The following is a 21,763-nucleotide window of genomic DNA, read 5'->3' as shown; positions in this document are numbered from 1 at the left end:
AATATTAGTTAAATTCTCTTCGAGGCCGTTGCTCTCGCGGTCGTGCCTCATTTACTTTAAGTGATCGTCCGCCAAACTCACTTCCATCGAGTGCTTCGATTGCAGAATCTGCACTGCTATCATCCATCTCAACGAAACCGAAACCTCTTGGTCTACCTGTTTCTCTATCGTTGATAAGTTTTACGGAAGTTACTTCACCATACTGAGCGAAAAGCTCTCTAACGTCCTCTTCGTTTGAAGAATAAGGGAGATTCCCTACATAAATCTGCTTCATTGAATGTTCCTTTGAAAATAATGCATCCCGTTTTGTTCGGGTAGAAACATTATAGCGGGTTTTGAAGAAAAAAGATAGTGCAGCGGGGCAAAGCCCCAAATCTACTTCGATCGATGTGCATCATTATAATAACAAAAATACTTTCATTGTGTCAAAATTGTGACATTCTAAATTTTATAATTTATTTAAGCTTTTAGGAGTAACATATAATTGAGGTAGAATAGAGATAAGGAGTTAAAATGGCATTCAAACAACATTATAGTCATGACGACCAAGCTATGGAACAGGTAGAGCAATCTCAACCATCTATAAAAACTCCTCAAGCAATCAAAACACAATCCACTGTTGCGAAGAAAGTTGATGAGAGTATACAAGAAGAATTAGCCCGTATCTCTCAAAACTTTTTGAAAGAGATTGCCGAAGGATATACTGCGATAGAAGAGCTGAAACAAACAATGGAACAGATCGCTGCAGCAGCTGAACAAAGCGCTGGAGCAGCAGAAGAGAGTCTAAGCGCCATTACACAAATTAAAGAGAACTCCTTAATGCTAGAAAAAGAGACAAATAAAATCGTCGTCATTTCCAACGAGTTGGAAGATATATTTTTAGAAACGCAAGAAAGTATAGGTGATACAAAAAACGGGATGGAACAAGCTTCAGAATGGGCTAGTAATATTGTCCAAAAAAGTCAAGAACTTTTTGAAACTTCTCAAGAGATAACAGAAGCAGTCAATATCATTCGAAATCTTGCTCTCATTGCTTTAAATGCCGCCATTGAAGCAAGTCGCGTTAAAGAAGAGGGGGAGTCTTTCAATGTTATGGCTCGTGAAATACGTTTAGTTGCCTCAAAGTCAAATGTCTATGCCCATAAAATTGAACAAGTTGTCGATATCATCAAAGAAAAAGTAGAAAAAAGCAAAACGGACATTCTACAAGTCAAAGATGAAATGGAAAAATCTTCACAAAAGGCCTACAGCTCTTATCAAAAAATAGAAACAATGGTCCACACAATGGAGCAATTTGTAAAAGACATCGATGCCTTATTGCAAAATATTCAAAAAGTAGTCCAAGAAATCGCTATTTTACATAGAGGTGCAGAAACGATTGCCAGTGCCGCAGAAGAGAGTGCAAGTGCGGTGGCACAAGTAACAAGTACTATCAGTATGCAAAACACAGCATTTTCTCAAATAGAAGAAGCAGCTAAAATGATCAATATTCTCATAGAATCGCTTCATTCTACCGATAAAGAGGGTATCAAACATGAATTAGCCACAGCTTCAGAAGAACTTTCAAGCTCTGTTTATGAACTCAATAACTCTATGGAACAGGTATTAGAAGCACTTATGCAAATTGAAACAGCTGCAGAATTGGCTAAAAATGATGCCAAAACAAATGCAGAAGTTGCTCAAAAATGTGTTCAACATATAAAAGAAAGTGTAGGGACGGTCGAAAATGTTTATGAAGAGATCAAAAAAGTACAAAAAGAATTTCACACTATTATAGAACTTATCTCAAATGTACAACAATCAACAAAACAAAATTATACTCTTGCAAATGATCGGAAAAATGACTTACAATTCATCAAATCTAAAATCTTAACTCTTAGTAATCTCATACGAAAAATCGAACTCGCTATTGTCCAAGTTGCAAGTATCTCTATCAATGGTGCTCTGGAAGCTATTCGCCTTGGCGAAAAGGGGCAAGGATTTCGAGAAGTTTCGAACGATATTCGAAATCTTGCTATTGATTCAGAAAACGACCTTGATAAAATCATTGAAATTATTGATGAGATCCAAGATCAAAATGACACAATGCTTGTCGATATCAATAATATTATCTTGATTCAAGATAGGGAACTCAATAAGCTTGAAAAACTTAAAACAGAACTATCCAGAAACGTACAGCAACTCGATCATATCCAAAAAACAATCAAAACATTTTCCGAAGCGACAAATCAGATGTTACAAGCTCTTGAACAATCACTCATTGCATCTGAGCAGATACAACAAGCTGCTGAGCTTAGCTTTACAAATGCTTCCCAGTCAAAAGAAGCAGCACAAATCATTCAAAAAATTGCCAACGAAATGCAAAATGATATCACTCAAATCAATCGCATTACACAAAGGTTGTAAAGATGGAAACAACTATTATCAAATTTCGGATAGATAACCATGTCTATGTTGTTTCGACAGAATATATACAACAGATTTTTTATGCAAAAAAAACAACTCCAATGCTTCACATGCCAGAATATGTTATTGGAAGTATACAGCATGGTTCATCACATTTTCTGCTACTTTGTCTAAAAAAAATTCTTAATATTGGAGAGTGTGATGAAGTTTCCAACAAACCCGTTCTCCTTCTCACTTTCAATAATAATAAATATGCATTTTTAATCGATGAGATTTTGGCCTTGGAAGAGTTTACACAAAGTAACTCAACAGCAGGTGATTTATATGAAAAAGATGATGTTGTCTTTCAGGAATTACCACTGCATCATGTTTTGCAATCTATTGTAATACCACCATTACAACAAACAGAACAAAAAAAGATTATAAAACAGCAAAAAGAGCAGTTTCGTCCTTTCTTACTTTTTACACTCAATGACAAATTTTATGCTATTGATAACAACTTTATTCACTCTATTGTTCCATTATCACACATGAAACCCGTTCAACAATTGCAACACGATTGGATAACAGGAATTTATAACTATAAAAATAGAGCTTTGAAAGTAGCCGATTTAGCAAAAAAATTGCATTCAGACTCATTAAAAGAAGGTTCAGTGATCATATTACAACATGATTCAAAAATACTGGGACTTTTAATAGAACGTATTGAGGGTCTCGTCGACATAGAGCGCGAAAATATTGTCAGCGAAAGTGATACCAATCAGCTTTTTGAAGGGTATTTTCACTACCAAAATAGCATAATACCTATTGTTTCATCACAATTTCTTCAAGAGAGTATTAACAAATATGGCTTAACAGCACAGAAAAAAGAAAAACAACTAGACAACGAGAATAATGAAGAAGACCTATTGCTTTTCTCACTTTTTCAAGAAGATTATGCAATACCCATTAAAAACGTTGTCACTGTTTTAGAGTTTTCCAAAACAAACATCACGAATAATGCTCTTACAACCAATAAAAACGTTTATGGACTTATTTTACATAAAAACAAAACCTACTATCTTATAGACATTGCAAAAATTTTACAAAAAGAGTTTATCCCAAATGATGAGTCGAAAATTATTATTATACAAAATGATGAAGGAGAAGAGTTTGCTATCATCGTTGATAATATCAAAGATATCGTCTCAGTTCCTTCGAGTAATATTGCCCATTTATCTAATAAAACTTCCCTTAGTGCTGGTATCGTCACATTAAAAAACAAATCTCTCAATCTTTTTAATACAGGATGGAGCTCTTTTCATTAAGCTTTTTGATAGATAATACTCTCTCCTTTTTTCACTCGTTTAAAAATCTCCATCTCTACCGGCACTTTTTCAGCATGGCCCAAAAAGAGATATCCGTGTGGTTTCAAAAGGGCATGAAAGGTAGCCAGTATCTCTTTTCTTGTTTTTTCATCAAAATAGATCAGCATATTTCTTGAAAAAATGACATCAAATCTTCCAAGTTTTTTCATTGCATAAAAGTCCATAACATTGACCACTTTAAACGTAAGGCCTTTTCGTATCTCATCGATGATTTTATATTGATTACCCTCTTTTATAAAATATTTTTGCAAAAGATGAGGAGGAATCTTACTCACACTTCTTTGATTAAAAATACCTTGCCTCGCTTTTTGAATCATAACTGAATCAATATCTATTCCAACTAAAACAAAATCTCTTTTATAAAATATCTCTTTGGCATACTCCATAATATAAATTGCAATAGAATAGAGTTCCTCTCCTGAAGAGCTTGGAGCTGTCAAAATATTGATCGACTCATGTGGTGGACGCAATCCATCAAGTTCTGACAATACCTCTTCTACAAGAGTTTTAAACTGATAAGCCTCACGAAAAAAATAGGTTTCATTGACTGTGGTAAGATTGATAAGTTCTTGCAATAAATGTTCATCTTTTTTAAAGACAAGACGATTATAAAAGCTGCTAAAATCATCAAAACCTTGCTTTTGGATAAAATCTTCAAACTTTCTTTTATAAATTTTAAACAGTTTGTCATCATCAATATAAATACCCGTTTTAGCTAATATAAAATCACGAAGTTTGATCAGATCAAAATCAGTCATTTTCACTCTTTCGATGATAAAGTTCAAAAAACTCTTCTAAAATACGCAAACGTTCAAAAAGATCATCATAAATTTGTTCAGCATACATACGAATACTTTCACAATCACCATATTCTAATAAATGTTGCAGTTCTTGTCGAGATATTGGATATTCTTGAAAAAGTTTTCCAACATCCATAAATTCACAACAAGATAATATATAAGTAAAAACATTTTTTCCGATACTATTATTTTTACACAAAAGAAGTTGTTGCAAAAGTTTTTGATCCTCTTCTCGCTTCAAACAATCGAGTCGAGCAAAAACGTAACTCGAAAGTCTTTCAATACCAGGTTTTTGACAATGTTCTAAAATCATTCGAAGGAGATAATGATACTCTTTATGAATGAGCATATAATCAATAGCAGCAAAAACATCATCTTCTTCATAGTTTTCAAATGATTCAATGTATTCACGTGCTTCTAAAAACTCTCTAAAACGAGAAATCGGTGTTTTATCTTCCATCTTTTTTAATGTCATTTTTACTCCCAAAAGCAATTATCTCTTGTAAAATCTCATCAAAGGGCAAAACTTTTACTGTTCCCCCTCTTACATATGCCTCTTTTGGCATTCCATAGACCGTCGCACTCTCTTCACTTTCTGCTATTGTATAAGCACCTGCTTTTTTCAAAGCCACCATTCCATCTGCACCATCATCACCAATTCCAGTTAACAGTACTGCCATGATGTTTTTTGGATTCATCACCTCCAACGCACTAAAAAACATCTCATCCACGCTCGGTACAAAAAAACGGTTATTTGTATTTGGAACAAGCTTACAAACCACCTTATTACCGTCTCTTCGAAAATGAAGATGCTTTCCGCCCTTGCCTATGATCATCTTTGCGGGTGTGAGTTCTTCACCATTTTTAGCTTCAAGCACTTTTATTTTACTAATACTATCAAGTCTTTCAGCAAACTTTCCAGTAAATGTCGGTGGCATATGCTGTACCACACACACAGGATAGGGATAGTTTTCAGGCAAAGATCGCGCAATTGCTTCAATAAGTTTTGGACCGCCGGTTGAGGCACCAACAAGTACATATTTTTTATCATCTTTGGGAGCAAACTCTGTCGCTTGTTCTATAACCGGAGTATATATAGAAGAGAACCTCTTTTTTCTTGTTAAAAGAGAAATCTTGTTGATTTTCATAAGTTCATTTATCTTAAATTCAAACTCTTTTATAAACTCATTTCCAGCCGTTGCCAATCTTTGATCAGGTTTTGTTATATAATCCAATGCTCCCAACTGAAGAGCGTTCATTGCTATATCGCCATTCTCAACAGCATACGTGCTTACAATGAGAACTCGTGTAGGATTCTTCTCCATAATGGACCGTAACACATCCAACCCATTTTTCTTGGGCATCTCGATATCGAGTGTAATAAGATCATATTGATTCTCTAAAGCTTTTTTCTCACCCTCTTCACCATCTTTTGCGACATCTACCTCGAATCCGAGCCGTTCCAACTCTTTTTTCAAAAATCTTCGGACCAATGCCGAATCATCAATAACGAGCGCTTTTGGGCTCTTTTTCATTTATTTCCTTTTATAAGGTCTTTATCCATTATTTAATTATACATTCTATTTTAATATAGAAAAATAAAATTATCTTGAATAAGAAGAATGATGAAACAGAAAATGTCCCGGGCGGGATTCGAACCCACGGCCTCAGGATTAGGAATCCTGTGCTCTATCCAGCTGAGCTACCGGGACCCACAAATATAAGTTACGCCTGTAGGCGTATAGGCTGTGTGGGGAGTTTGAGGTTCTGATTCGAGTCTATCTCCAGGCTGGAGAGTGTACTTTGTACCGTTCTCTTCTATCTCCAATATTCCATCCATAATCCAGCGAACCTCATAATGTGGATGAGTATGAAGGGGATATTTCGTATGCGGAGCGTCACGCCATATAAATATGTTAGAGAATCCCTCCTTCTGGAGGGTCTCTTTTATTGCTTTTTCATCGGTTATACCGGTTTTGATTACCTTAGCCATTGCGTTTTTTGATGATTTCATCTGCAACGTTTTTCGGTACCTCTTCATAATGATCAAATTCCATAGAGTATGTACCTCGACCTTGTGTAAAAGATCGGAGATCTGTTGAGTATCCAAACATCTCTGCTAATGGCACCATTGCTGTTACGATTTTATTCCCTGCTCTATCTTCCATGCTTTGTACCTGGCCTCGTCTTCGGTTGATATCACCGATCACATCACCCATGTACTCTTCAGGTACTTCAACTTCTACTTTCATGATTGGCTCAAGCAAGATTGGATTTGCTTTTTTTGCTGCCTCTTTAAATGCCATAGAACCAGCGATTTTAAACGCCATCTCACTGGAGTCAACATCATGGTAGCTTCCATCATAAAGTGTCGCTTTTATATCAACAACAGGATATCCAGCTAGTACACCGTTTTGCATCGCTTCTTGGATACCTTTGTCAACTGCTGGAATATACTCTTTTGGAATAACACCACCTGTGATGTTGTTGACAAACTCATATCCTTTACCTGGCTCTTGTGGTTCAAGTTTGATAAATACGTGTCCGTACTGACCACGACCACCGGACTGTTTTGCGTATTTGTACTCTTGATCGACAGGAGCTTTGATAGTCTCTCTGTATGCAACTTGTGGCTGACCAACTTCTGCATCTACTTTGAATTCTCGTTTCATTCGATCAACGATGATTTCAAGGTGCAATTCACCCATACCAGAGATAATTGTCTGACCAGTCTCTTCATCGGTATGAACTCTAAAGCTTGGATCCTCTTCCGCGAGTTTCGCCAAAGCTGTAGCCATTTTCTCTTGGTCTGCTTTTGTTTTAGGCTCTACTGCAACACTGATAACTGGTTCTGGAAATTCCATTTTCTCTAGGATCACTGGATGACTCTCGTCACAAAGTGTATCACCAGTAAGGGTATATTTCAAACCAACAACTGCACCGATCTCACCAGCTGGAAGTTCTTTGATCTCTTCTCTTTTATTTGCATGCATTTTAAGAAGTCGCCCAACTCGCTCTTTTTTCTCTTTTGTAGAGTTGAGTACATAGCTTCCACTTGCAATTTGACCTCTGTATACACGGATAAATGAGAGCTGTCCAACAAACGGGTCTGTCATGATTTTAAATGCAAGAGCTGCAAACGGACCATTGTCAGTAGACTCAACGCTCACTTCCTCTCCAGTTTTCGGATCAATTCCTTTGATCCAGCTCACCTCTGTTGGAGCAGGAAGATAATCAACAACTGCATCAAGAAGTGTCTGTACCCCTTTGTTTTTAAACGCACTTCCGCAAAGCATTGGCGTGATAGTCATATCAAGGGTACCTTTTTTGATACCTTTTTTAATCTCTTCTGTTGTAAGCTCTTCACCGCCAAGATATTTATCCAGAAGTTCTTCATCTGTTTCAGCTACCGCTTCAACGAGCTTTTCCCGATACTCTTCAGCCTTTTCTCGGAGCTCTTCTGGGATATCGATCACTTCATATTTTGCTCCCATTGTCTCATCATCCCAGACAATACCTTTCATTTCAACGAGGTCTACAACGCCTCTGAAATTGTCTTCAGCACCGATTGGAATCTGGATAGGAACAGGATTGGCTTTGAGTCTTTCTCTAATTTGATTTTCAACATTGTAAAAATCTGCACCGATTCGGTCCATCTTGTTTACGAAAACGATTCTTGGTACATGGTATTTGTTTGCCTGTCTCCAAACAGTCTCAGACTGTGGCTGAACTCCACCAACTGCACAAAATACTGCGACAGCTCCATCTAGAACCCGCATACTTCGTTCAACTTCGATTGTAAAGTCAACGTGTCCTGGAGTATCGATGATATTGATTTGGTGATCTTTCCAAAAACATGTGGTTGCAGCTGAAGTAATGGTAATACCACGTTCTTTTTCCTGGTCCATCCAGTCCATTGTCGCTGCACCTTCGTGCACCTCACCGATTTTATGAGAGATTCCTGTATAGTACAATATTCGTTCTGTCGTTGTGGTCTTACCGGCATCGATATGGGCAGCGATGCCTATGTTACGAACCTTTTCAATAGGTGTTTTTCTTGCCATTTTTTATCCTTTTTTATGCATAATGTATTGAGGTTTTTGGGAATATGAAGAGGCGAAGAGATCTTCGCCAAAAAAGATAGATTGATAATATGGACGCGATTTTACCATCTGTAATGTGCGAAAGCTTTGTTCGCTTCAGCCATTTTATATGTATCTTCTTTTTTCTTGTATGCTGCGCCTCTTTTGTTTGCAGCATCAAGAAGCTCGTTTGCCAATCGCTCAGCCATCGTTCTTTCATTTCTGTTTCGTGCCGCATCTACAATCCATCGGATTGCAAGAGACTGCTGTCTTACAGGTCTCACTTCAACCGGTACTTGGTAAGTTGCACCACCAACTCTTCTACTCTTTACTTCAAGTAAAGGTTTTACATTTTCGATCGCTTCGTTAAAGATATCGATCCCTTTTGCTTCTTTGTCTTTTTCTTCAATCAGCTTCAAAGCGTTGTAAAAAATCTTTTGTGCAGTACTTTTTTTACCATCCCACATCAATTTATTGATAAATTTTGTAACAACTTTGCTTCCGTAAATCGGATCTGGCATTACTTCCCGTATAGGGGCTCTTCTTCTTCTCACTTCTAGCTCCTTCAAATTAGTTTTTACTCAGACGACTAAGCCTCGCCTGTGGCTATGAGTGAGATCTTAAATTGCTTTAATTTCTCACTATATTACGATTTGTTATGGTTACGATTTTGGTTTTTTTGTACCATATTTCGATCGGGATTTCTTTCTGTTTGCAACACCTGCAGTATCAAGCGCACCCCGAATAATATGATACTTCACACCTGGCAAGTCTTTTACCCTACCCCCTCGTACAAGTACGATAGAGTGTTCTTGCAGGTTGTGACCTTCACCTGGAATATAACTGATCACTTCGTATCCTGAAGTGAGTCGTACCTTTGCAACTTTTCGAAGTGCAGAGTTTGGTTTCTTTGGTGTCGTCGTATAGACTCTTGTACATACACCTCGTCTTTGTGGGCATTTTACAAGAGCTGGTGATTTTGATTTTTTAATCACCTTTTTTCTCTCTTTTCTTACCAATTGGTTGATTGTTGGCACTTTCTCTTCCTTTCTCGCAAAATTAGTGGCTAATTATATTCAAACAAATATTATAATAAACTTAATTTAAACTTTTTGTAAGCCAAAAGCTACTCTTGGCTTGCTGTTTCCACTTTCACCTTCCGATCTTTATATAGACCGGTTCCAACTGGAATAAGTCGACCGATAATGACATTTTCCTTGAGATCTTCTAGATGATCTACTTTCGCGCTCACACTCGCTTCTGTTAAAACTTTTGTCGTATCTTGGAAAGATGCTGCACTGATAACAGAGTCTGAGCTTACCGCAGCTCTTGTGATACCAATCAAAATTGGTTCCGCAATAGCTGGCTGACCACCGAGTCTTAATATTTTTTCATTCTCTTTTCTAAACTCTTTTTTACTCACAAGATCACCAGGAATAAACTTTGTATCTCCGCTATCAACGATTTTTACTTGTCGAAGCATCTGAGAAACAATAATCTCAATGTGTTTATCGGAGATATTCACCCCTTGTCTTCTATACACTTGCTGAATTTCGCTTACCATGTAGTACATCAACGCTTTTTCACCGAGCGTTCTAAGAATATCATGTCCACTCACGGTGCCATCGGTTAATCTTTCACCCGCATGGACAAACTCACCGTTATGGACAAGAATCTGTCTATTTTTATCGATCAGATACTCTACCGTTTGGCCGGTATCAGCTGTAATGATAATTCTTTGTTTTCCGCGGCTTGGTTTTCCAAAACTGACAACACCATCGATCTCCGCTACAACTGCCGGATCTTTTGGACGTCTTGCTTCGAAAAGTTCACTCACTCTTGGAAGACCCCCGGTAATATCTTTTGATTTAGCCGCAGCTTTTGGTGTTTTTGCCAACGTTTGAGCAAGTTTCACTTCTTGGCCATTTTGCACATAGATGGCAGTTTTTGGATCAAGGACATATCGGATAATTTCACTTCCATCTTTTGGTGCTAGAACGATCGCCGGTTTATACTCAGCTGGAATATATTCATTGATGGTAAGTCTTGTTTCGCCGGTAAATTCATCCACCTGCTCAACTGCTGTCACACCTGGAATAATATCTTCAAACGTAATAACGCCCTCTTTTTCAGCAATAATTGGAATAGAGTATGGATCCCACTCTGCAATAACCGTTTTATCGGATTTTGCTGGCATTGCGATTACAGTATCTTTATCTACAGACTGGTCATCGGCAACTTCGATTATAGAGCCTCTTGCAATATAGTGTCTTGCTGCTTCTCTACCCTCTTCATCGGCAATCACGGCAAAAAGACCTTTTTCTTCTATCTTTTCACCCTCTTTTACACCTTCAAACCGCTCTAGATAGTCCCCTTTGAGTTTGTAATATTTTACAACTCCTTTGGCACCACTTACGATTTTTTGAGTCACAGGAGCGCCATCTTTCACTTTAAGTATCGCAGCATACGGAATCCTATTTGGGATATTCCATCCCTCCTTGATAATTTCAACAATACTCTCCCCTGCTTCTACTTTTGTGCCACTTTCGTAAGGTAAGTAGAGTTTCCCTTCTATTTTGCCACTTACACCAGCCAATTCATTTGGTCTTGCAAAATCGCTCTTTTTAAAACTATACCGTACTTTTTCTTCGCCATTAGAAAGGGTGATCAGTACTTCATCATGAATAGGTTTCACTTCAATTTCGCCATTAAAAAGAGCTTTAATTTTTGGCTCAACCAAAAGTACTGCAGCATTCCTTCTGTTGGCTACGATGATTTTGCCATCTTCCGTTTCGTATGTTTTGAGGTTATAGTATCGGATAAAGCCCTCTTTAGTTGCAACGACTTGCCGCTCTTCTGCACTCCTGCTTGCCGTACCACCAACGTGGAAGGTTCGAAGTGTCAACTGCGTTCCTGGCTCACCAATAGATTGGGCAGCAATTATCCCGACTGCTTCACCAGGTTTTACCAGTTTGCCTTCCGCCATATTGAGACCGTAACATTTCGCACATACACCTTTCTCTGCTTTACATGTAATCGGCGTTCGAATGGTTACAGACTTGATTCCAGCCTCTATGATCTTTCGCGTTTTCTCTTCATCAAGAAGTGTCCCTTCACTAAACAAAATCTCATTTGTTATCGGATCCATAATATCTTGGGCTAGAACACGTCCAAATATTCGGTCTTCCAATGGCTCAATAAGCTCGTTTCCTACTGAGATATCGGTAATCTCAACACCTTCGTGCGTTCCGCAATCATCCATTGTAATCTTCACGTTTTGTGCAACATCTACAAGTTTTCGTGTCAAGTATCCTGCGTTTGCAGTTTTGAGTGCTGTATCCGCAAGCCCTTTTCTTGCACCGTGGGTAGAGATAAAGTACTCAAGAACGTTGAGACCCTCTTTAAAGTTCGAGATAATAGGCGTCTCAATGATAGTACCATCAGGTTTTGCCATAAGTCCCCGCATACCGGCGAGCTGTCTGATCTGAGCCGAGCTACCCCGTGCACCAGAATCGGCCATCATGTACACTGAATTGAAACCATCTTTATCGTTTTTCATCAGTTCCATCATCTCTTTTGCCACTTCGTTCGAAGTGTCTGTCCAGATATCGATAATCTTGTTGTATCGCTCTTGCTCTGTAAGTAGACCGGCTTGGAACTGTTGCTGAATCTCTTTTACTTTTCGTTTCGCCTCTTCGATGAGTCGCTTTTTCGAATCAGGAACTTTAATATCGTATGCACTGATAGAGATACCTGTTACGGTAGAGTATTTAAAACCAAGCTCTTTGAGGTTGTCTAAAAATTCTGCTGTAATTTTTGGACCACCCTCTTTAAATACATAATCAACGAGGTTTGCGATATCTTTCTTTTTCAATACTTTATTCCAAAGATTTACTGGAACAAAGTCTGGCAAAATAGATTTGATAATAAGACGGCCTGCTGTGGTATAGATTACCTGATTATCGATTTTTGTTCGTATCTTTGCATTGAGATCGAGATAGTCAGATTCTAGTGCTGTCATTACTTCGTTGATATCAGCAAAAAGTTTGTGTGTCCCCTTCGCATCCTCTTTCTCTTTGGATAGATAGTAGATTCCCAGAACCATATCCTGTGTAGGTACGGCAATCGCACGTCCCGATGCAGGAAGCAAAATGTTCATGGAACTCAGCATCAAGATCTTACACTCTGCAATCGCCTCTTCAGTAAGAGGAACGTGTACCGCCATCTGGTCACCGTCGAAGTCTGCGTTGAATGCAGAACAGACAAGCGGATGCAACTGGATCGCCTTTCCATCGATAAGAACAGGATGGAATGCCTGGATAGAGAGTTTGTGCAGTGTCGGCGCCCGGTTCAATAGTACTGGATACTCATCTACAATTTCCTGCAAACACTCCCAAACCACATTTTCTCTGTCTTCTATCATCTTTTTGGCTTGCTTGAGGGTCGTAGCATAGCCTTTCTCTTCAAGTTTTGCCAAAAGATGCGGCTTGAATAGCTCCAAAGCCATCAACTTTGGAAGTCCACACTGATCCATTCTTAGATTTGGACCGACAACAATAACAGATCGCCCACTAAAATCAACCCGTTTACCTAGTAGGTTTTGTCGAAAACGTCCCTGCTTTCCTTTAATAATTTCACTTAAAGACTTCAATGGCCGTTTGTTCGCACCTTTAACGGCATTGCCTCTTCGACCGTTATCGATAAGAGCATCCACAGCTTCTTGCAGCATTCGCTTTTCATTGCGAACGATAATTTCAGGAGCGTCTAGTTCAAGAAGCCTTTTGAGTCGCTGGTTTCTGTTGATCACTCTTCGATACAGGTCATTCACATCGCTTACTGCAAACTTGCCACCATCCAAAGCTACGAGTGGTCGAAGATCTGGTGGAAGTACCGGAACGACAGTAAGCATCATCCACTCAGGTCTGTTGCCGCTATTCAAAAAGCTTTCAATAACTTTGAGACGTTTTACGATCGTTTTACGCTTCGCTTCGGAGTTAGTGTTTTTCATCTCCTCTCGAAGCTGTTCAAAAGCTTCCACAAGATCAAACTCTTCCAAAAGCTCTTTGACAACCTCGCCACCCATTCTGGCATCAAATCCAGTGTCACCAAAATGCTGAACGAGCTGTTGATACTGCTCTTCATTCAAAACATCATACTTTTTAACGGGGTTTTTCTTCTCAAAATCGTAATATGCTTCCCCAGGATTTTTGACGATATAGGCTTCATAGTACAAAACTCTTTCCAAATCTTTCATTTTCACGCCAAGCAGCGTCCCAATTCGACTTGGCAAAGAGTTTACGTACCATATATGCGCTACTGGCGTTACAAGTTCGATATGCCCCATTCGGCTTCGTCGAACTTTACTAGTCGTTACTTCAACACCACACTTTTCACACACTACACCTTTGTAGCGCATCTTCTTATACTTTCCACAAAGACACTCATAATCTTTAATTGGACCAAAGATTTTTGCACAAAAAAGACCGTCACGCTCTGGTTTTAAAGTTCTGTAATTAATCGTTTCAGGTTTTTTTACCTCACCATGGGACCAAGAAAGGATTTTTTCAGGACTAGCAAGGCGAAATTGGATCGCCTTGATATCTTTTGGTCTTTTCTCTTCACCGATTTCAATTGGTACCAGTTTCTTCATCGTCTTTTACCTCATCTAAGATTTCTACGTCGATTCCAAGGGATTGTAACTCTTTTGTCAAGACAAACAGCGTCTCAGGAATACCTGGTTGTGGAATAGGCTCGCCTTTTGTAATCGCTTTATAAGCGGCGACCCTTCCTTCCACATCGTCTGATTTAATAGTGAGCATCTCTTTGAGTGTATGGGCAGCACCATGCGCTTCAAGAGCCCATACTTCCATCTCACCAAATCGCTGACCTCCAAAGAGTGCTTTACCACCTACAGGTTGTTGAGTAACTAGTGAGTATGGGCCCGTGCTTCGTGCGTGTACTTTTTCGTCAACAAGGTGATGAAGTTTGAGCATATACATATATCCTACTGTTACACGCTCTTTAAATTTCTCACCCGTTCGTCCATCATAGAGCTCAGTCTTACCATCAAGATCCATTTTTGCAAGCTCATAGAGTTTTTCAAACTCTTCGGCAGTGACCCCTTCAAATACTGGAGTGGCAAATTTGACCCCTTTGCTCCAGTCCCTTGCATACTCGATGAGCTCCTCGTCGCTCATCTTCTCGATGGTCTCTTTTGCATTCATCAGTTTTGCAACATCTGCTATTTCAATCATTTTTTGACGAAGCTCTTTGACAAAATCGGCTCGTTTCGCTTCAAAAATCTCTTGAATCTGCTCACCAAGTTTTTTACCGATAAGGCCAAGATGAACTTCTAGGATCTGTCCGATGTTCATCCGTGATGGAACCCCAAGAGGATTGAGAACAATATCGACGATTCTTCCGTCTTTTGTGTATGGCATATCGATCTCTGGGACGATGACGGAGACGATACCTTTGTTTCCGTGTCGTCCAGCCATCTTGTCACCAACTTTGAGCTTTCGTTTTGTTGCGATGAAGACTTTTACTAGTTTTACTACACCACTTGGTAGGATATCCTCTTTTTCTAAGATTGCAAGTTTCTCTTCATGCTCTTCAGTCAGTTTTCTCTTCTCATTTTGAAAATGTGTCTTAATGGCATTGTATTTCTTCTGTACTTCAGGAGCATATGACTTTACAAGAGCGTTGAGTGCAAATCGGTTGATTTGCGATAACTCCTCTTTTGAAATTTTCTCTCCTGCTTTAAACTCTTTATCTTTAATTTTTGCATCTTTTTCCAAAGGCTCTTTTGATAAAAGCGAGATGATTTTGAGCATCTCTTCTCTATCGATCATCAAAAGTTTGTCATGATGCTCTTTGGAGAGTCTCTCTTTCTCCTCTTCATACGCTTTGATCGCACGCGGATCTTTGTCGTACCCCTTTTTGGTAAAGATTTTTACATCAACGACAACACCTTCCATCGATTGCGGGCAGTAGAGAGATTTATTGACCACATGACCCGCTTTTTCCCCGAAAATTGCTCGAAGAAGCCGTTCTTCTGGGCTTGGTCGAACCTCCCCTTTTGGAGAAACTTTACCAACAAGAATCATTCCCGGTTTGACATAGGTACCGATTTTTACAATGCCACTCTCATCAAGATGCTCGATCTCTTCTTCTTTAACATTGGGAATATCACGCGTAATCTCTTCTACGCCATGCTTGAGTTCTCTTGCCTCTATCTCTTTTTCATAGATATGTACTGAAGTAAACTCATCATCTCTGAGGATTCGCTCACTCACAACTATAGCATCCTCAAAGTTGTATCCGTTCCATGGCATAAAGGCAACAAGCATATTTTTACCAAGAGCAAGTTCAGCATGGTCCATATTAGGGCCATCAGTAATCACCTGGCCAGCTTCTACGAATTGTCCTTTTTTGACGATCGGTTTTTGGGTAAAACATGTGTTTTGGTTTGTTCGAAGATTTTTTTGCAAGCGGTAATGGTCGATATATGCCCCATTCTCATCTTCACCTAAAATGTAGATATTTTCGCTATCAATCTTCTCTACAACACCGCTTCGTCTAGCTCGAATCGACTCCCATGCATCCCTGGCAACAACTTTTTCCATTCCTGTCCCGACTATAGGAGCTTCCGTTCTTAGAAGCGGAACAGCCTGACGCTGCATGTTTGATCCCATGAGAGCCCTGTTCGCATCGTCATGCTCCAAAAATGGAATGAGGCTTGCTGCAACACCTACGACCATTCGTGGTGTCAAATCGATTAGTTCAACTTTGTTTTTTTCGACTAAAATAATCTCACCATCTTTTCTCGCTTCTACATAATCGCCCTTGATCTCATTACCATCGATAATCTCGGTATTTGCTGGAGCGATAATTTTCCCTTCTTCCTGGGCTGCAGTGAGATATACAATCTCATCGGTAATTTTTCCATCTTTTACCACTTTGTATGCGGCCTCAATGAAACCGAGTTCATTCACTTTTGCATAGGTCGAAAGAGTATTGATCAGACCGATATTCTGACCTTCTGGTGTCTCAATTGGACATATTCGTCCGTAATGTGTTGGGTGAACGTCACGAACTTCAAATCCCGCTCGCTCTTTGACAAGTCCCCCTTCACCCAAGGCTGAGAGTCTTCGCTTATGGGTAATTTCACTCAGTGGGTTTGTTTGGTCCATAAATTGTGACAGCTGTCCAGTTGCGAAAAACTCTAAAATCGTATTGGTAATCATTTTGGAGTTGATGAGATCGTGTGGCATCAATTCATCAAGACTACCACTGATAGTAGACATTTTATCCCGAATCGCCTTTTGCATTTTTACAAGGCCGGAATGCAGCTCATTTGCTAAAAGCTCACCAATCGCTCGGATTCGTCTGTTTCCAAGATGGTCCCTGTCATCGATATGACCCTGACCATTTTTTACTTTAATGAGATACTGCACCGTTTTGATAATATCTTCACTTGTCAAAACAGTCACATATTCAGGAACATCAAGTCCTAGTTTGTGATTCATTTTCATACGACCGACTCGCGTGATGTCGTATCGTTCTGGATCAAAAAAGAGTTGTTGTATGAATGCTTTAGCGGTCTCTTTTGTAACAGGCTCTCCAGGTCGCATAACTTTATAAATACGAATGGCTGCTAAATCATTTTCATCTTCAATGCCTTCTGTTTGTTTCAAAAGCTTCAGGCTCTCTTGATCTGCTATGAAGGAGTTGATAATGGCTCGATCTTTTCCGCTTGCAATATCATTGACTATTTCGAACTCATCAATCCCTAATTCTAAAATCTTTTTGAGTTTATGTTCATCAAGTTGTGTTAATGTATCGTACAGTACTTCTCCGCTTTCTTGATCAATAATTGGAGATGCCAAGTGCCTATCCATCAATACATCAAGTGGGAACTCTATATACTTCACACCTTCTTCAATAAGCTTTTGTGCTTTTTTCTTTGTAAGTCGTTTGCCGGCTTCTACAATAAGATTTCCGTTTTCATCTCTTACATCGAATTCAACTCTTCCTATAAAATCTTCAGGTCTAAACTCGATAAAAAATTTATTCTCTTTGATGATGATTTTTGTAATAGGATAAAATAGTTTCAAAATGTCCAGTTTGCTATATCCAAGCGCTCTAAAAAGAATAGTTGATGGTATTTTTCTTCGTTTGTTGATTCGAACATATAGGATATCTTTGGGGTCATATTCAAAATAGAGCCATGCACCCCTGTCAGGAATGATTTGTGCAGTATGAATCATCGTACCACTGCTCGTAGAAGCCTCTTCCTCTTTAAAAATAACACCAGGGCTTCTGTGAAGCTGATTAACGACAACTCTTTCTACACCATTGATAATGAAAGAAGTCCTGTCAGTCATATACGGGATGTCACGAACATAGATGGATTGCTCTTTGACATCTTTCACACCAGTTTTCTCACCACTTTTTTCATCTCGCTCCCAAAGAATGAGACGAATATTCATTTTAAGAGATACACTATATGTAATGCCTCGTTCCATACATTCACGAACAGTGTATTTTGGTTTTATGATTTCACTACCTGCATATTCTAGAGAAATTCTATTATGAGGGTCGTGGATTGGGAAAACTGATCTGAAAACTTTTTCAATACCGCTGTTTTCACGGCTCTTTGAATCTGCCATCAAGAAGTTTTCATAACTACTCTTTTGCAGTTGCAAAAGGTTGGGTACATCCAATTCCTGCGGAATTTTGGAGAAATCTACACGAAGTCTGCTTCCGGATTGTAAACTATTTAGCATAGGCTAACCTCTATTTCTGTAGTTTTGTACCATATGGTTTTGGTAGGAGGGGGTGTATTTTACTATATGTAATCTTAAGAAGAGGAGGGCTCCTCTTCTTTTATTTCAAAAATAAGATTTATTTTATTTCTACTTTAGCGCCAGCTTCTTCGAATTGTTTTTTAAGCTCTTCAGCTTCCTCTTTGCTAACACCTTCTTTAATTACAGTTGGTGTATTTTCAGCAGCTTCTTTTGCCTCTTTGAGACCAAGGCCTGTTACTTGTCTAATAACTTTAATTGTATTGATTTTTTTAGGACCTGCATCTGTCAAAACAACATCAAATTCAGTTTTTTCTTCAGCAGCAGCACCACCTTCTGCACCACCAGCAGCAACAGCTCCTGCAACAACAGTTGGTTGTGCGCTAACACCAAATTTCTCTTCAAATTCTTTTACTAGTTCACTTAGTTCCAATACACTGAGGTTAGAGATATACTCAATTACATCTTCTCTTGTACAAGCCATCTTTCTCTCCTTTTTATTTTTTAGCTTTCTTTTTGTTGTCGAATATTTTCAAGCACAGTTACGAAATTCTGTTTCGGTGCATTCCATACATAGAGCAAATTTCGAATTGGAGCAGTCCAAACAGATAGAAGCATACCAAGAAGCTCCTCTTTGCTTGGCAACTTGCTATATGCTTCGATTTTGCTCGCATCTGCGACTTCGCCTTCAAAGTACCCTTGTTTGATCTGAAAGTTCTCTTTATGCTCTTTTGCAAAATCAGTTACTGTTTTTGCAAGCTCAACAAGATCATCACCCCAGATCAACACATTGGTGTCTTTGAGTTGGAAGTCCTCAACGCCGTTATTTCGAAGAGCGATCATTGCAAGAGTATTTTTCACAACTCTTACTTTGAGTCCCTTCTCTTTTGCAATTCGTCTCAGTGACTCAAGCTCGGATACACTCATGCCTTTGTAGTCACAATCAACGATCGCAGCAGCGTTTTTGAATTCTTCCGTGAGGTACTGAACAACCTCTTCTTTCTGGCTGCGTGTCAAACTCTTTTCCTCCTTTCCGACAGAAGACTTCAAGCAGGTCTTATGGATGCCCGCTATCTTCAGTCTAAGATAAAATTAGCCTTTGATATCCATCAACTCTTGCGTATTCAGCTCAACAGCTGGACTCATCGTAAGAGAGAGTGCTGCATGTTGGATATATCGTCCTTTTGCCGCAGCCGGTTTCAGCTTATTAATCTGAGCGACAAAAGTTTCAAGGTTCTCTTTCAATGCTTCTTCAGAAAAACTCGCTTTTCCTATACCGGCGTGGATGTTCCCTTTTTTATCTACTCTAAAGTTTACCTGACCCGCTTTGGCATTTTTAACAGCCTGACAAACATCCATTGTTACCGTACCTGTTTTAGGGTTAGGCATAAGACCTTTAGGTCCTAAAATACGACCAATCTTTCCGACAAGCCCCATCATGTCAGGTGTAGCTATTGCGATGTCGAAATCTATGTTGCCGTTTTGAATCTGTTCAACCAAATCTTCTGCACCGACAATATCGGCTCCACACTCTTTTGCTTCATCAGCTTTTGCACCTTTTGCAAATACTGCAACGCGCACAGTTTTTCCAGTCCCGTGAGGCAATACAACAGATCCTCGTACCATTTGATCAGCGTGTCTAGGATCTACTCCCAGTCGAAGGGCAAGTTCTACTGTTTCATCAAATTTAGCTGATTTTAATTCTTTAACTTTTTTTACCGCTTCATCTATAGAATAGATTTTGCCTTTTTCGATTTTTTCCAATAATTGTTGATATCTTTTTGAATGTTTTTTCGCCATATTCTTCTCCGCTTGTTTTTTTGCTACCACGTTATTTGAAATCCTGTGGTGAGGATTAGTCGACGATTTCGACTCCCATACTTCTACAACTTCCTGCAATAATTCTTTTTGCAGCTTCAAGATCAGTCGTATTTAAATCTGGCATTTTCGTTTTTGCAATCTCTTCAAGTTGAGCTTGAGTGATTTTACCTACTTTGTTTTTCAGTGGATTGTCACTACCTTTTTGGATACCTGCTGCTTTTTTAATAAGGTCAGTGGCAGGTGGCTGTTTTGTTACGAATGTAAAGCTTCTATCACTGTATACTGTGATAACAACAGGGATATTAAATCCCATCATATCTTTTGTCTTTTCATTAAATGCTTTACAGAACTCCATAATATTTACGCCGCGCTGTCCAAGTGCTGGCCCTACTGGAGGTGAAGGATTTGCTTTCCCTGCTGGTATTTGTAATTTAAACTGGTCTACGACTTTTTTAGCCATCTTATTCCTTTCCGAATTAGTTATATGATTTTTTCAACTTGCGTGTATAGTATTTCTACTGGCGTACTTCTTCCAAAAATAGATACGTTAAGTTTTAATTTTCCATGCTCCATATCATACTCTTCTACAACTCCAGTAAAGTTTGCAAATGGTCCTTCTGTGATACGAACCATTTCACCTGGTTCATAAGAAATTTTCGGCTTTGGAGCGCCTTTTTTCTCTGCCTTTTCCATAATCTTTCGCACATCGGCTTCACTGATTGGAGTTGGCTTCTTCGATTCTCCGATAAATCGAGAAACTTTTGGTAAGCTTTGTATTTTTTGCCATAGATCGATGTCTAGATCCATATTTGCAAAAACATATCCTGGATAAATACTTCTTTCGGTGATTTTTTTCTTACCACTTTTCACTTCGATCACATCTTCTGTTGGCACAACAACTTCTTTGATTCTATCTTTTAAATTCTCTTCTTCAGCCAAGTTCTCTATAGCCTTTTTTACAGCCTTCTCACTTCCGCTATAGACTTGGATTGCGTACCATTTATGTGCCATATGTTTCCTTGATTACATTATATGTGACAGGATAAACGACATCGTCCCATCAACTAAAGCTAAAAAGAGCGCTACAACTGTTACAACGACAAAAACAGCGATATATGCGTTTTTTACTTGCTCATTTGTTGGAAATATAACTTTCTCTAATTCTAGTTTCGATAATTTGATGTATGATATGAATTTTTCCATTCGATTTCCTTCGTAATGGCAGGGCAGGAGGGACTCGAACCCCCGGCCAACGGTTTTGGAGACCGTTGCTCTACCAACTGAGCTACTGCCCTATATGAAAGAAGTGAGGCAACTCACTTCTTTTACAGTTTCGCTTCTTTATGTTTTGTGTGTTTTTTGCAGAATTTACAATATTTTCTAATTTCAAATTTTTCTGGATGCGTTTTTTTATTCTTTGTCGTGTGATAGTTTCTTCTTCCACACTCTTCACAAGCTAAATGTACAATGTCTCTCATGTT

19 protein-coding genes and 2 tRNA genes are annotated in these 21,763 nt (G+C 38.9%); 2 read left to right on the top strand and 19 right to left on the bottom strand.

Going from position 1 to position 21,763, the window contains the following annotated elements; translation table 11 throughout:
* Positions 1-4 precede the first annotated feature (4 nt).
* Positions 5-274, bottom strand: a complete 270-nt coding sequence (locus tag NIS_RS01530; protein ID WP_012081655.1) for an RNA recognition motif domain-containing protein — start codon at positions 272-274, stop codon at positions 5-7.
* Between the two features lie 239 nt (positions 275-513).
* Between NIS_RS01530 and NIS_RS01525 the strand changes: the two genes are divergently transcribed.
* Together NIS_RS01525 and NIS_RS01520 are read left to right on the top strand one after the other, a co-directional pair.
* Positions 514-2,406: a methyl-accepting chemotaxis protein gene (locus tag NIS_RS01525; protein ID WP_012081654.1), complete on the top strand. Its 1,893-nt coding sequence runs from the start codon at positions 514-516 to the stop codon at positions 2,404-2,406.
* 2 nt (positions 2,407-2,408) lie between these two features.
* A complete protein-coding gene (locus NIS_RS01520) occupies positions 2,409-3,713 on the top strand; it encodes a chemotaxis protein CheW (RefSeq protein ID WP_012081653.1) in 1,305 nt (434 codons plus the stop codon).
* Here the strand turns inward: NIS_RS01520 and NIS_RS01515 are convergent.
* The 18 genes from NIS_RS01515 to rpmG form a co-directional block, all read right to left on the bottom strand.
* On the bottom strand, positions 3,710-4,531 hold the full coding sequence (locus NIS_RS01515) for a CheR family methyltransferase (protein ID WP_012081652.1): 822 nt from the start codon (positions 4,529-4,531) through the stop codon (positions 3,710-3,712). The genes NIS_RS01520 and NIS_RS01515 overlap by 4 nt on opposite strands.
* On the bottom strand, positions 4,524-5,048 hold the full coding sequence (locus NIS_RS01510; protein ID WP_012081651.1) for a hypothetical protein: 525 nt from the start codon (positions 5,046-5,048) through the stop codon (positions 4,524-4,526). The genes NIS_RS01515 and NIS_RS01510 overlap by 8 nt, the downstream gene beginning before the upstream one ends.
* Complete coding sequence (cheB, locus tag NIS_RS01505) at positions 5,023-6,108, bottom strand: chemotaxis-specific protein-glutamate methyltransferase CheB (RefSeq protein WP_012081650.1); 1,086 nt, start codon at positions 6,106-6,108, stop codon at positions 5,023-5,025. The genes NIS_RS01510 and cheB overlap by 26 nt, the downstream gene beginning before the upstream one ends.
* A 103-nt stretch (positions 6,109-6,211) precedes the next feature.
* Positions 6,212-6,285, bottom strand: a tRNA-Arg gene (locus tag NIS_RS01500).
* Positions 6,276-6,566 (bottom strand): cupin domain-containing protein, encoded by a 291-nt coding sequence (locus NIS_RS10130; protein WP_070105400.1) that lies wholly within the window; start codon positions 6,564-6,566, stop codon positions 6,276-6,278. Before NIS_RS10130 ends, NIS_RS01500 begins: the two co-directional genes overlap by 10 nt.
* Positions 6,559-8,637, bottom strand: coding sequence for an elongation factor G (gene fusA / locus NIS_RS01495; RefSeq protein WP_012081649.1), 2,079 nt, complete (start codon positions 8,635-8,637; stop codon positions 6,559-6,561). Before fusA ends, NIS_RS10130 begins: the two co-directional genes overlap by 8 nt.
* A gap of 101 nt (positions 8,638-8,738) precedes the next feature.
* Complete coding sequence (gene rpsG / locus NIS_RS01490; RefSeq protein WP_012081648.1) at positions 8,739-9,209, bottom strand: 30S ribosomal protein S7; 471 nt, start codon at positions 9,207-9,209, stop codon at positions 8,739-8,741.
* A gap of 108 nt (positions 9,210-9,317) precedes the next feature.
* The gene (gene rpsL / locus NIS_RS01485) at positions 9,318-9,692 is read right to left on the bottom strand and encodes a 30S ribosomal protein S12 (protein WP_012081647.1); all 375 of its coding nucleotides are present in this window, start codon (positions 9,690-9,692) and stop codon (positions 9,318-9,320) included.
* 89 nt (positions 9,693-9,781) lie between these two features.
* On the bottom strand, positions 9,782-14,305 hold the full coding sequence (rpoC, locus tag NIS_RS01480) for a DNA-directed RNA polymerase subunit beta' (protein ID WP_012081646.1): 4,524 nt from the start codon (positions 14,303-14,305) through the stop codon (positions 9,782-9,784).
* Positions 14,283-18,443: a DNA-directed RNA polymerase subunit beta gene (gene rpoB, locus NIS_RS01475; protein ID WP_012081645.1), complete on the bottom strand. Its 4,161-nt coding sequence runs from the start codon at positions 18,441-18,443 to the stop codon at positions 14,283-14,285. The genes rpoC and rpoB overlap by 23 nt, the downstream gene beginning before the upstream one ends.
* Before the next feature lie 118 nt (positions 18,444-18,561).
* The gene (rplL, locus tag NIS_RS01470; RefSeq protein ID WP_012081644.1) at positions 18,562-18,945 is read right to left on the bottom strand and encodes a 50S ribosomal protein L7/L12; all 384 of its coding nucleotides are present in this window, start codon (positions 18,943-18,945) and stop codon (positions 18,562-18,564) included.
* A gap of 20 nt (positions 18,946-18,965) precedes the next feature.
* A complete protein-coding gene (gene rplJ / locus NIS_RS01465) occupies positions 18,966-19,478 on the bottom strand; it encodes a 50S ribosomal protein L10 (RefSeq protein ID WP_012081643.1) in 513 nt (170 codons plus the stop codon).
* A 75-nt stretch (positions 19,479-19,553) separates the two neighbouring features.
* Positions 19,554-20,261, bottom strand: a complete 708-nt coding sequence (gene rplA / locus NIS_RS01460; RefSeq protein WP_012081642.1) for a 50S ribosomal protein L1 — start codon at positions 20,259-20,261, stop codon at positions 19,554-19,556.
* A 55-nt stretch (positions 20,262-20,316) separates the two neighbouring features.
* On the bottom strand, positions 20,317-20,742 hold the full coding sequence (rplK, locus tag NIS_RS01455) for a 50S ribosomal protein L11 (RefSeq protein WP_012081641.1): 426 nt from the start codon (positions 20,740-20,742) through the stop codon (positions 20,317-20,319).
* Between the two features lie 20 nt (positions 20,743-20,762).
* Positions 20,763-21,293: a transcription termination/antitermination protein NusG gene (gene nusG / locus NIS_RS01450; protein WP_012081640.1), complete on the bottom strand. Its 531-nt coding sequence runs from the start codon at positions 21,291-21,293 to the stop codon at positions 20,763-20,765.
* A 12-nt stretch (positions 21,294-21,305) separates the two neighbouring features.
* A complete protein-coding gene (gene secE, locus NIS_RS01445; protein ID WP_012081639.1) occupies positions 21,306-21,485 on the bottom strand; it encodes a preprotein translocase subunit SecE in 180 nt (59 codons plus the stop codon).
* Between the two features lie 16 nt (positions 21,486-21,501).
* Positions 21,502-21,577, bottom strand: a tRNA-Trp gene (locus NIS_RS01440).
* A gap of 30 nt (positions 21,578-21,607) precedes the next feature.
* Entirely contained in the window at positions 21,608-21,760 is a 153-nt protein-coding gene (gene rpmG, locus NIS_RS01435; RefSeq protein WP_012081638.1) for a 50S ribosomal protein L33, read from the bottom strand.
* Between the last annotated feature and the right edge of the window lie 3 nt (positions 21,761-21,763).

This window comes from Nitratiruptor sp. SB155-2 (assembly GCF_000010325.1).
Taxonomy (GTDB): Bacteria; Campylobacterota; Campylobacteria; order Campylobacterales; family Nitratiruptoraceae; genus Nitratiruptor.
This window is presented reverse-complemented; position numbering and strand designations above follow the sequence as displayed.